This window comes from Nitrosomonas sp. Nm58 (assembly GCF_900107335.1).
In the GTDB taxonomy this organism is placed as follows: Bacteria; Pseudomonadota; Gammaproteobacteria; order Burkholderiales; family Nitrosomonadaceae; genus Nitrosomonas.
Genome location: NZ_FNPQ01000054.1, coordinates 1 through 12,798 on the forward strand (window position 1 = coordinate 1; position 12,798 = coordinate 12,798).

Consider the following 12,798-nt stretch of genomic DNA (forward strand, 5'->3'; position numbering starts at 1 on the left):
TATTCCTGTACTGAAACTCAGCAAGCCTACTTTCTCAACCACAGCTATGTCAAGAATTTTGGGTAAGAATTTATTACTTAGATATGAAATTATGAATTTTATTGAAATTAGAGTAAGTTGTACAATCACCTTGCTACAGAACCATCATCTCAATTGTTATTATTGATCCGTTAGCCGCCATGTAATTCGGACTATTCACGTATTAAAGGTACGATTAGATTAGTATTTAACTATTCATTCAGATTTAGATTCTATAACTGAGCAATCGCCGTTATAGTGAATAATTTAACATAACAACTTGTATGCAGGATAACTAGAATTATCCCGAATACAAGCTAAATGCGTATGAGTCAGTATACCGGACCAACTCCTATTTTAAGGATAGATCATTATTTATAATGATAGATTCATTATCTGTTTCTTCTGCAGCTTTTTCAGGTAAATGAGCGCTTATATTATTATTTGATAGCAATCTTTGCTTCTTACGGATATTGTGAAATGACAATCCTGTTCCTGCTGGAATGAGCCTTCCTACAATAACATTTTCTTTTAATCCACGCAGATCGTCTCTTTTTCCCATAATTGCCGCCTCTGTAAGAACACGGGTTGTCTCTTGAAAGGAAGCAGCAGAGATAAACGAATCTGTTGAGAGCGATGCTTTAGTAATACCAAGTAGCATGTATTCATATGTGGCAGGAGCTTTATTCTCGGCAAGCAGTTTCTCATTCTCCGCTAGCACATCTGCACGCTCAACCTGTTCGCCAGGAATGAAAGATGAATCTCCTGCATCAGTAATTTGTACACGACGCAACATCTGCCGAACAATCACCTCAATATGCTTATCGTTTATCCTTACACCTTGTAGACGATAAACATCTTGTACTTCGTCAGTAATATACCGCGCTAATGCCTCTACCCCCTGAAGACGTAGTATGTCTTGTGGCTCGGCTGGTCCATCAACGATAGTCTCACCTTTATTGACTACTTGACCATCATGGGCCATAACATGCTTATCCTTTGGAATCAGATATTCATGTGAAATATTATCGAGATCTGTTATGACAAGGCGTTGTTTTCCTTTAGTATCTTTACCAAAAGATACCGTTCCAGTAACCTCTGCTAAAAGACCCGCATCCTTTGGTGATCTAGCTTCAAATAACTCCGCCACGCGTGGCAATCCACCTGTAATATCACGTGTTTTTGAGGTTTCCTGCGGAATACGAGCTAATACTTCTCCAACACTTACTTGCTGTCCATCACGTACAGAAATAATAGAACCAATTTGGAATGTAATGCTAACCGGCAAATCACCCCCCGCAATCTTAATCTCTTTTTCTTCTTCATCCAAAAACTTAACCAATGGACGCAATCCCTTAGTTTGCGTAGCACCGCGACGCTTGGGATCTATTACAACGAGTGTGGATAAACCTGTTATATCATCAATTTGTTTTGCTACCGTTACGCCTTCTTCAACATTCTCGAAGCGTACCCTACCACTATACTCTGCAATAATGGGACGCGTATGCGGATCCCATGTTGTCAACACTTTACCCACTTTTACCGCTTCACCATCATGCACCAACAGCGTTGCTCCATAAGGCACTTTATGACGCTCGCGCTCACGTCCGTTTTCATCGTACACGATCGCCTCTCCACTACGAGAGATGACTATCAATTCGCCACGAGCATTTTTTACATAGCGCATCGTAGGGGAATAATGAATCACACCATTTGATTTACTCTCAACTTGACTCACCACCACTGTTCTAGAAGCAGCACCACCAATATGGAATGTCCGCATAGTCAGCTGGGTTCCTGGTTCGCCAATAGATTGTGCCGCAATAACACCTACTGCCTCACCAACGTTTACTGCTGTTCCACGCCCTAGATCGCGCCCATAACACATGATGCATAATCCATAGCGAGTTGCACAGGTAAGCGGAGTGCGCACTTTAACTTCATCAACCCCACAAGACTCAATTTTTTCAACGGCATCTTCATCAAGCAGAACGCCAGCGGGATAAATAGTCTCCTGATTCTCTGGGTTAACTACGTCCTGTGCGGTTACTCGACCAAGTATTCGCTCTCGCAACGCCTCAATAACCTCACCACCTTCAATCAGCGCTTTCATTACAACGCCATTATCTGTACCGCAGTCCTCCTCAGTGATAACGAGATCCTGAGTAACGTCCACCAAGCGGCGAGTGAGATAGCCAGAATTTGCCGTTTTTAATGCTGTATCAGCAAGTCCCTTCCGCGCACCATGAGTAGAAATAAAATACTGCAGAACATTTAGACCCTCACGAAAATTAGCTGTAATCGGTGTCTCAATTATAGAGCCGTCAGGCTTGGCCATTAGCCCACGCATCCCAGAAAGCTGACGAATCTGAGCTGCTGAGCCACGCGCACCTGAATCAGCCATCATATAAATTGAATTGAATGATTCCTGCATGATAGGTTTGCCATTTTCATCTTGCCTCATTTCTCCAGTTAATGGATCGTATACAGGCTCAACGCTTAATTGATCCATCATCGCTTTAGCAACCTGATCACCGGCACGCCCCCAAATATCGACTACTTTGTTATAGCGCTCACCTTGAGTTACCAAACCTGATGTATATTGAGCCGCTATTTCTTGCACTTCCTTCTCTGCGGTGCTTATGATGTCATTTTTCTGAACGGGCGTACGCAAATCATCCGCGCAAATGGAGATGCCGCCTCGAGTGGCATAGGAAAAACCCGAGTACATGAGCTTATCCGCAAAAATAACTGTTTCACGTAGCCCACATAAACGAAAGCTAGCATTGATAAGCTTCGAAATTTCCTTTTTCTTGAGCACCTTATTAATCAGAGAAAAAGGAAGTCCTTCTGGCAAGATTTCCGATAATAACGCACGACCTACTGTCGTTTCATAACGAGTTATTTTTTCGGCTTGCTTATCGTCTTCCTTACCTTTTTCGGTTTCCTTTATTCTTACTACTATTCTCGCATTGAGCTCAACCGCATGATTTTCATACGCACGCAATACCTCCGCGACATCCTGGAACAACATACCCTCGCCCCGAGCATTGATCTTTTCCCGAGTCATATAGTACAAGCCGAGCACAATGTCTTGCGAGGGTACGATAATAGGATCCCCGTTAGCCGGAGACAGAACGTTATTAGTTGACATCATCAAGGTACGACATTCCATTTGCGCTTCAAGTGATAATGGAACATGAACGGCCATCTGATCCCCATCAAAATCTGCATTAAATGCAGCACAAACTAGAGGATGCAGTTGAATTGCCTTGCCTTCGATTAACACAGGCTCAAACGCCTGAATACCCAAGCGGTGAAGTGTTGGCGCTCGGTTTAGCATTACTGGATGCTCTCGGATAACTTCCTCCAGTATATCCCACACTACTGGACTCTCATTCTCTACCTCTCGCTTGGCTGCCTTAATGGTGCTGGCAATACCCATAGTTTCCAGTCTGTTGAAAATAAATGGCTTAAACAATTCAAGAGCCATTTTTTTGGGTAAGCCACATTGATGTAATTTAAGCTGAGGACCAACCACAATAACTGATCGACCAGAATAATCGACACGTTTACCCAGCAGATTCTGACGGAATCGCCCTCCCTTACCTTTAATCATATCCGCAAGTGACTTTAATGGGCGTTTGTTGGCCCCTGTCATAGCCTTACCACGACGCCCGTTGTCAAGAAGCGAATCAACTGACTCTTGCAACATACGTTTTTCATTGCGCACAATGATTTCTGGCGCTCTGAGCTCGAGCAAACGCTTTAGACGATTATTCCGGTTAATCACACGGCGATATAAATCATTTAAGTCAGAGGTCGCAAAACGACCTCCATCCAATGGCACGAGTGGTCTCAATTCTGGTGGCAGTACCGGCAATACCGTCAATATCATCCATTCCGGCTTCATCCCTGATTTATTAAATGCTTCAAGTACTTTTAATCGCTTAGCTATTTTTTTTAGCTTGGTTTCGGATCCAGTGCTTTGCATTTCACGACGGAGAGAATCAATCTCCGCAACGATATCCATATAACCCAATAAATCACGAATGCCTTCTGCACCAATGCCTGCAGAAAAATCATCTCCGTAACTTTCTGTCTTATTAAGATAATCATCCTCTGTCAGCAATTGACCGCGAACTAGTGGAGTCATGCCCGGATCGGTTACGACATAAGCTTCGAAATAGAGCACACGCTCAATATCCCGTAATGTCATGTCTAATACTAATCCCAAGCGCGACGGCAGTGACTTCAGAAACCAGATATGCGCTACTGGAGATGCTAATTCAATGTGCCCCATGCGTTCGCGCCGAACTTTAGATAAAGTTACTTCTACCCCGCATTTCTCACAAATCACACCTCGATGTTTTAATCGTTTATATTTTCCACATAAACATTCATAGTCTTTTACTGGACCAAAAATCTTGGCACAGAACAACCCATCCCTCTCTGGTTTAAAGGTACGATAGTTTATCGTTTCTGGTTTTTTTACTTCACCGTACGACCAAGAACGTATTTTTTCTGGAGAGGAAAGACCAATTTTAATTGAATCAAACTCTTCTTTCTGAGTAACTTGTTTAAATAAATCAAGCAACGCTTTCATCTGTCACCCCCATTAATCTATAGGTCGGCATAAAACATCTTCAATCAAGATTTCAATGTTGTTCCAAATCAATATCCATACCCAGAGATCGAATTTCTTTTACTAATACATTAAAAGATTCTGGCATTCCCGCATCTATTTTGTGATCGCCCTTGACAATACTCTCATATACCTTGGTACGCCCATTTACATCATCTGACTTAACGGTCAGCATTTCCTGTAATGTGTAGGCAGCGCCATATGCTTCCAACGCCCACACCTCCATTTCACCAAAACGTTGACCACCAAATTGAGCCTTACCACCCAGCGGTTGCTGCGTGACTAAACTATAGGGGCCTGTAGAACGAGCATGCATTTTGTCATCAACCAAGTGGTGCAGCTTAAGTACATGCATATAGCCTACCGTAACAGAACGATCGAAGGCAGCACCCGTTCTACCGTCATAAAGCGTGACTTGCCCCGATCTTGGCAGACCAGCTAATTCAAGCATATCCTTTATTTCGGCTTCTGTAGCACCATCAAAAACAGGTGTAGCAAAAGGCACGCCTTCAACTAAATTTTTTGCGAGCTCCCGTAGTTCCTTGTCATTTAATGAGGCAATATCTTCTTTTTTACCGCTGCTATTATAGATTTTATCGAGATATGCTCTTAGCTCTGCAATTTCGCTTTGCTTGCGTAACATTTCATCGATCTTCTTGCCCAATCCTTTTGATGCCCATCCCAAATGAACCTCCAATATTTGCCCTACATTCATCCGCGATGGAACACCTAAAGGATTCAACACAATATCAACAGGGGTGCCATCAGCCATATAAGGCATGTCCTCTACAGGTACTATTCTTGAAATTACGCCTTTATTTCCATGACGACCGGCCATTTTGTCTCCCGGTTGCAAACGCCTCTTAACCGCAACATAGACTTTGACCATTTTCTGTACGCCGGGGGGCAGTTCATCACCTTGTGTGAGCTTTTTCCTTTTCTCATCAAAAGCAATATCAAACATCTTCTGCTTCTGTGCCATGCTATCTTTTAATTGCTCCAGCTGGACACTCGTTTCCTCATCAACCAAGCGGATATCAAACCAGTAGTGAGGATCGATACTCTCGAGATATTCTTTCGTAATGAGCGTCCCTTTAGCGAGTTTTTTAGGTCCACCGGTTGCTGCCTTACCAATGAGCAAACGCTCTATACGCATGAATGCATCTGCCTCCACTATGCGCATTTGATCAGCCAGATCTTTTTTATAGCGATCTAACTCATCATCGATAATTTTCTTGGAACGCTTGTCCCGTTCTACCCCTTCACGGGTAAATACTTGTACATCAATTACGGTCCCCGATATACCAGAAGGTACTCGCAAGGAAGTATCCTTAACATCAGATGCCTTTTCACCAAAAATTGCTCGTAATAGCTTTTCTTCCGGGGTTAACTGTGTTTCACCCTTCGGAGTAACTTTGCCGACCAATACATCACCTGCTTCTACTTCAGCACCGATATAAACAATCCCAGATTCATCCAGACGGACAAGCTGGCGCTCAGATAAATTCGGAATATCAGCAGTAATTTCTTCTGTACCAAGTTTAGTATCACGACTTACTACTGATAATTCCTCAATATGAATTGAGGTGAAACGATCATCAGATACGACATGTTCAGAAATTAGAATGGAGTCTTCAAAGTTATATCCATTCCATGGCATAAACGCCACCAGCATATTTTGCCCTAATGCAAGCTCGCCTAAGTCGGTCGAAGCACCATCGGCGATGACATCGTCGCATGTCAGAACATCACCCACTTTTACCAGTGGACGCTGATTAATATTTGTATTCTGATTTGAGCGGATATATTTGATCAGATTATAGATATCCACCCCCACCTCTCCTGCTCTTGTTTCAGTATCGTGCACGCGCACTACGATACGGTTGGCATCCACGTAATCAACCACCCCTCCACGCACCGCTCTCACAGCAGTTCCAGAGTGGACTGCAACAACTCGTTCGATTCCCGTTCCAACCAGTGACTTCTCTGCACGTAAACAAGGAACTGCTTGACGCTGCATATTAGAGCCCATCAAGGCGCGGTTGGCATCATCATGCTCTAGAAACGGAATTAATGAAGCTGCAACGGATACAATTTGAGCAGGTGCGACATCCACATACTCAATTTGATCTTTAGGAGCCAAGGTAAATTCATTCTTCTGACGACACGAAACGATTTCATCTACGAATCGTCCCTCCAAATCTAGCTTTGCATTCGCTTGAGCTATCATGTACTGGCTTTCTTCAATAGCAGAAAGATAAGCGATCTCATCGGTAACTTTTCCATCTACTACTTTTCTGTACGGTGTTTCAATAAATCCATATTCATTAGTTTGTGCGTAAAGGGCCAGCGAATTAATCAGACCAATATTGGGTCCTTCTGGTGTTTCAATAGGACATACACGCCCATAATGAGTCGGATGCACATCTCGTACTTCGAAGCCTGCCCGCTCACGTGTTAAACCACCCGGACCCAAAGCCGAAATGCGTCGCTTATGCGTAACCTCTGATAGAGGATTCGTTTGATCCATAAACTGGGATAATTGGCTGGAGCCAAAAAATTCACGAGCCGCAGCAGATACTGGTTTAGCATTGATTAAATCATGAGGCATAAGGTTTTCTGATTCCGCCTGACTGAGTCGCTCTTTAACTGCTCTCTCAACTCGGGCTAATCCAGCTCTAAACTGATTCTCAGCTAGCTCTCCAACTGAACGCACACGACGGTTTCCTAAGTGATCAATATCATCTATCTCTCCACGACCATTACGTAGCTCTACTAATATTTTGATTACATCAATAATATCTTGATGGGATAAGGTTGAAGAACCTGTTAACTCAGTTCTCCCAACCCGACGATTAAATTTCATCCGCCCGACAACCGACAAATCGTAGCGTTCAGCCGAATAAAATAGCCCGTTAAATAGCGTGCTAACAGCTTCTTCGGTTGGCGGCTCACCTGGGCGCATCATCCGATAAATTGCTACTAGAGCAGCCGCTTGATCAATGGTTTCATCTATTCTTAATGTTTGAGAAATAAAAGGACCATAATTAAGATCATTTATATAAAGCGTACTTATTTTTTCAATGTCGAGCTGCCTTATTTTTCCAAGTATAACATCGGTAATTTCATCATTAGCTAATGCTAGAATCTCACCTGTTTCCTTATCTACAATATTTTGTGCCAGGATCTTGCCAATCAAAAACTCTTCTGGAACTGCGATCTGATTTATACCGATTTGCAGCAATTCTCGAATGTGTTTTGCTGTAATACGTTTATCTTTCTGAACGATCACTTTACCTTTGTCATCAGTAATATCAAAGCTCGCTACTTCGCCTCGTAAACGCTCAGGCACCAAATCAAACAAGATTTCACTTTTAGAAAAATAAAAATGATCAAATACAAAAAAATCAGTAAGAATTTGTTCTGGTGTACAACCCATTGCTTTCAATAAAGTCGTCACCGGCATTTTACGGCGACGGTCAATGCGGAAATATACATAATCTTTAGGGTCAAATTCAAAATCTAACCAAGAACCACGATAAGGAATAATACGCGCAGAAAAAAGCAACTTACCCGATGAATGTGTTTTCCCGCGATCATGTTCGAAAAACACCCCAGGAGAACGATGCAGCTGAGAAACAATTACTCGTTCCGTCCCATTTACAATAAATGATCCAGTATCTGTCATGAGAGGAATCTCTCCCATGTATACTTCTTGCTCCTTGACTTCTTTTACTGTTGGCTTAGAAATCTCTTTATCTAAAATGGTTAAACGAACTTTGGCACGCAAAGGGGATGCATAAGTTAAGCCACGTTGCTGGCATTCTTTAACATCGAATGCAGGTACGCCTAGGGAGTAACTAATAAAATCAAGTCGAGCATTTTTTGAATGGCTCTCAATTGGAAAAATTGAATTAAACGCTGCCTGCAACCCTTGATTAGCACGCTTATTAGGCGCGACTTTCTCTTGTAAAAAAGCTGCGTACGATTCAAGTTGAGTTGCGAGAAGAAAAGGAATTGGTAAAACACTAGCACGTTTAGCAAAACTTTTTCGGATACGTTTTTTTTCGGTGAACGAATAGTTCATCAATTTTCTCCAGGCGCAGAAGATTGAGGATTAAATAGCCGTATTTATCCAAATAGTCATTTACTGGCTACCGTAGTAAATGCTTGGTACAATAAATAGGTATGCAATAAAATTCAAATTATCAAAGAAAGTAAAGGCCGGCAGTATATTTTCTCTCTGCCAGCCAGTACTTTCTCAACGAGAATATTATTTAATCTCGCAGCCAGCTCCAGCTTCAGTAAGCTGTTTCTGAATTGCCTCCGCATCAGCCTTGGCAATTCCTTCTTTTACCACTTTTGGAGCGCCATCAACCAAGTCTTTAGCCTCCTTCAAACCGAGACCTGTTACTGCACGAACTACTTTAATTACATTTACCTTGTTATCACCCGCAGAAGTCAATACCACAGAAAATTCAGTTTGTTCTTCTGCTGCTGGCGCTGCAGAAGCAGCGGGTGCGGCAACTGCGATAGCCGCAGCAGCAGCAGAAACACCAAACTTCTCTTCCATATTCTTGATTAGCTCAGACAGCTCCAACACTGTCATATTAGCAATTGCGTCTAAAATTTCTTCTTTGGCTATAGCCATTTTTCTCTCCTAACAATAAATGAAATTCTGATTAAACTTAGAGATGAATAAATAATTCACTTTCTTAATTTGAAAAAATTATTTCTGATCGCGTATCGCAGCTAATCCTCGTACAAATTTGGTAGGCACCTCATTAAGTGTCCTAACAAACTTGGTTATAGGCGCTTGTAACGTTCCCATCAGTTTGGATAGCAATTCATCTCTGCTTGGTAGATTTGCTAAAGCCGCAACATCCTTGCTAGACAGGACGGTTCCCGCCATTGCGCCAGCTTTAATGACAAATTTATCATTATTTTTTGCAAACTCATGAAGCACTTTGGCAGTAGCTACCGGATCACGTCCGATACCATATGCCAAGGGACCTACCATTTGATCAGCAAGACTAGAATACGGCGTGTTCATTACCGCACGACGCACAAACGAATTCTTGATCACACGAAAATATATTCCACACTCGCGTGCTTTAGCTCGTAATTGCGTAAATTTACTAACTTCCAATCCACGATATTCAGCAAGAATAATTGCTTGCGCACCAGCTATTTGAGCACCAACCTCAGTAACTATTGCTTTTTTCTGTTCAAGATTAAGACTCAAGATACATTCTCCACATTTAACGCTGGAGTCATATCGTAATAATCACGATATTTTCCATTCTAAAAAAGCGGCGATCTTTATTCAGGAGAAAACAATAAACCCTGTTCTGGATACGCCATCTGCGCTGGGAACCTTTCAGGTATATACCGAATATAAAAAACGCTTATTAAACTCGTTCGATAATTCTTTGGTAATTAAGCTTCAAGCTAGCAAATTAGATTATTTAATCTTAATTCCAACAGCATGCATGAAACCCCAACGGTCTTTGATAACCTACTGACCTAAAGCGTCAATAGCCCAAAGTCTATAAATTAATGCCCTAAACCCGTTTGATCAACTCGAGCCCCCACTCCCATAGTGCTGGAAAGAGTCACACGTCTTAGGTATACCCCCTTAGAGGTAGGCGGTTTAGATTTATTAAGTGCATCTACTAACGCCAAGATATTTTTCTTTAGCGCATCGATCTCAAATGATGCCCTACCAACAGTGCAATGCACGATGCCCGCTTTATCAGCTCGAAACTGTACTTGCCCTGCTTTAGCATTCTTTACAGCAACTGAAACATCCGGCGTTACCGTGCCTACTTTTGGATTAGGCATTAACCCTCTTGGACCTAGTATTTGTCCCAACTGACCAACAATACGCATCGCGTCTGGGCTAGCGATAGCAACATCAAAGTTAATCTCTCCTGCTTTGATCCGCTCTGCAAGATCCTCAAAACCAACAATATCTGCACCTGCCTCTAGTGCTTCTTTAGCTTTATCTCCTTGTGCAAAAACAGCGATACGCACAACTTTCCCAGTACCTTCCGGTAAAACTACCGATCCACGTACAGCCTGATCTGATTTTCTTGCATCAATTCCTAAATTGATTGCGACATCAACAGATTCATCAAATTTTGCTGTTGCCGTTTCTTTTATAAGAGCAATGGCCTCTGCTAATGAGTAGGTTTTATTGCGATCTATCTTTTTGTCTATCGCCTTATATCGTTTAGAAATGTGTGCCATTTTATAGCTCCTCCACTTCCACGCCCATACTTCTCGCACTGCCAGCAATAGTACGCACTGCGGCATTAATGTCTGCTGCAGTTAAATCTGGCATTTTTAATTTGGCTATTTCTTCCGCTTGATTACGACTCAATTTCCCTACTTTATCGATATGAGGCTTAGAACTTCCTTTACTTATACCCGCAGCCTTCTTAATTAGTACTGACGCGGGCGTTGTTTTCATGATGAAAGTAAAGCTTTTATCCGCATAAGCAGTTATGATTACCGGTACAGGCAAACCCGGCTCCATCTTCTGCGTAGCTGCATTAAATGCCTTACAAAACTCCATAATATTAAGCTGGCGCTGCCCAAGGGCAGGACCGATTGGAGGGCTTGGATTAGCTTTTCCAGCCGGAATCTGTAGCTTGATATAGCCGATAATCTTTTTTGCCAAAATTATTCTCCTTTTTGGGTTTTACCGAATGTTTACAACATTCTCCCCGTCTCAATACAAAACAATAACAACTACAATTTTCACCTTCTGAATTTAGCAATCTTTTATCGGGAGCTAGGATTTTTCGACTTGATCAAAGTCTAATTCAATAGGTGTGGGACGACCAAAAATGGAGACAGACACCCGTAGTTTACTTTTGTCATAATTAACATCTTCAACGTTTCCGTGGAAGTCTGTGAAAGGCCCTTCTTTGACACGCACCGCCTCACCAATTTCGAAAAGTATTTTAGGCTTAGGTTTTTCCACACCCTCTTGAATTTGTTCGAGTATGCTCTGCACTTCCTTTTGACTGATTGGCGTTGGTCTCATTAAAGAGCCACCCACGAAACCACTAACCTTGGCCGTATGTTTAACCAAATGCCAAGTTTCATCTGTCATTTCCATTTCAATCAACACATACCCAGGAAAAAATTTCCTTTCACTAATATTTTTTTGCCCCCCCTTGATTTCCATAACCTCTTCTACAGGAACCAGGATTTGACCGAACTTATCCTCCATTCCGGCACGGACGATACGCTCTTGCAATGCACGCTTGACACTATTTTCAAATCCAGAATATGCATGAATCACATACCATTTTTTGTTCATTCTACCACCCGGGCCATATATCTAACCCTCTTGATCCATTACATGCCTTACAACCGCCATCAATCCGGTATCCACTAGCCACAAAAAAACTGCCATGGCAACAACAAAAGCAAACACCACCCCCGCGGTTTGTATCGTTTCTTTCCGGCCAGGCCAAACTACCTTTCTCGTCTCCTCAATTGACTCCCTGCTAAATACATAAAACTGCTTGCCCTGATTAGTAAACCAAGCTATTGTGATTGCCAAAAACAAACCCAACAACAAAAGCAATAAGCGAATAACCATCGCGCTATCGCGCAAATAGTAAAAACCCACTACACCGGCTATTATCGACAAAATAGCCAGCACCAGCTTAAATTTGTTCACTCAAACACCACCTTAGGCAATAGACAATTCATTTGTCTTTCTAATAATTTCCAATTTAAAACTGATAAACACGATCACTAAGCTGTACTAGCAATCTTTATTTGAATACAAGCTTTCTTTTCAGCCAAAAATTAAAACCCATTTCCTCTTCTCTTACTTATCTTAAAAGCTGAATTCAATTTTGGCAGGCCAGGAGGGCATCGAACCCCCAGCCTTCGGTTTTGGAGACCGACGCTCTGCCAATTGAGCTACTGGCCTATTTTCTACATACCAATATTTTACACCCCAGCTTACATTTTATTGCACAAGCACATTACTACAGAACAAAATTGAACACGTTTTCTACTCAATAATTTTAGCTACGACACCAGCCCCAACAGTTCTACCACCCTCACGAATTGCAAAACGCAACCCCTCCTCCATCGCAATTGGCGCA

At 42.2% G+C, this 12,798-nt stretch carries 8 protein-coding genes, 1 tRNA gene and 1 pseudogene; all 10 read right to left on the bottom strand.

Annotated features, from left to right (window positions below; genetic code table 11):
- Nucleotides 1-370 precede the first annotated feature (370 nt).
- Nucleotides 371-4,624 (bottom strand): DNA-directed RNA polymerase subunit beta', encoded by a 4,254-nt coding sequence (gene rpoC / locus BLW34_RS13400; RefSeq protein ID WP_090580582.1) that lies wholly within the window; start codon nucleotides 4,622-4,624, stop codon nucleotides 371-373.
- Between the two features lie 52 nt (nucleotides 4,625-4,676).
- Entirely contained in the window at nucleotides 4,677-8,750 is a 4,074-nt protein-coding gene (rpoB, locus tag BLW34_RS13405) for a DNA-directed RNA polymerase subunit beta (RefSeq protein WP_090580584.1), read from the bottom strand.
- 186 nt (nucleotides 8,751-8,936) lie between these two features.
- Entirely contained in the window at nucleotides 8,937-9,314 is a 378-nt protein-coding gene (gene rplL, locus BLW34_RS13410; RefSeq protein ID WP_090580587.1) for a 50S ribosomal protein L7/L12, read from the bottom strand.
- Between the two features lie 78 nt (nucleotides 9,315-9,392).
- Nucleotides 9,393-9,908 (bottom strand): 50S ribosomal protein L10, encoded by a 516-nt coding sequence (rplJ, locus tag BLW34_RS13415; protein WP_090580591.1) that lies wholly within the window; start codon nucleotides 9,906-9,908, stop codon nucleotides 9,393-9,395.
- Nucleotides 9,909-10,219: 311 nt separating this feature from the next.
- The gene (rplA, locus tag BLW34_RS13420) at nucleotides 10,220-10,915 is read right to left on the bottom strand and encodes a 50S ribosomal protein L1 (protein WP_090580594.1); all 696 of its coding nucleotides are present in this window, start codon (nucleotides 10,913-10,915) and stop codon (nucleotides 10,220-10,222) included.
- 1 nt (nucleotide 10,916) lies between these two features.
- Nucleotides 10,917-11,348: a 50S ribosomal protein L11 gene (gene rplK / locus BLW34_RS13425; RefSeq protein ID WP_090580597.1), complete on the bottom strand. Its 432-nt coding sequence runs from the start codon at nucleotides 11,346-11,348 to the stop codon at nucleotides 10,917-10,919.
- 114 nt (nucleotides 11,349-11,462) lie between these two features.
- The gene (gene nusG / locus BLW34_RS13430; protein ID WP_090543948.1) at nucleotides 11,463-11,996 is read right to left on the bottom strand and encodes a transcription termination/antitermination protein NusG; all 534 of its coding nucleotides are present in this window, start codon (nucleotides 11,994-11,996) and stop codon (nucleotides 11,463-11,465) included.
- A 21-nt stretch (nucleotides 11,997-12,017) separates the two neighbouring features.
- Entirely contained in the window at nucleotides 12,018-12,362 is a 345-nt protein-coding gene (gene secE, locus BLW34_RS13435) for a preprotein translocase subunit SecE (RefSeq protein WP_090580600.1), read from the bottom strand.
- A gap of 182 nt (nucleotides 12,363-12,544) precedes the next feature.
- Nucleotides 12,545-12,620 (bottom strand) — tRNA-Trp (locus BLW34_RS13440).
- 84 nt (nucleotides 12,621-12,704) lie between these two features.
- Nucleotides 12,705-12,798, bottom strand: a pseudogene (locus BLW34_RS13445) (elongation factor Tu); the annotation flags it as partial.

What these genes read in the sequence shown, in the direction of transcription:
- rpoB (WP_090580584.1), bottom strand. Translation starts at nt 8,750, where the DNA reads ATGAACTATTCGTTCACCGAAAAAAAACGTATCCGAAAAAGTTTTGCT.
- rplL (WP_090580587.1), bottom strand. Translation starts at nt 9,314, where the DNA reads ATGGCTATAGCCAAAGAAGAAATTTTAGACGCAATTGCTAATATGACA.
- rplA (WP_090580594.1), bottom strand. Translation starts at nt 10,915, where the DNA reads ATGGCACACATTTCTAAACGATATAAGGCGATAGACAAAAAGATAGAT.
- rpoC (WP_090580582.1), bottom strand. Translation starts at nt 4,624, where the DNA reads ATGAAAGCGTTGCTTGATTTATTTAAACAAGTTACTCAGAAAGAAGAG.
- nusG (WP_090543948.1), bottom strand. Translation starts at nt 11,996, where the DNA reads ATGAACAAAAAATGGTATGTGATTCATGCATATTCTGGATTTGAAAAT.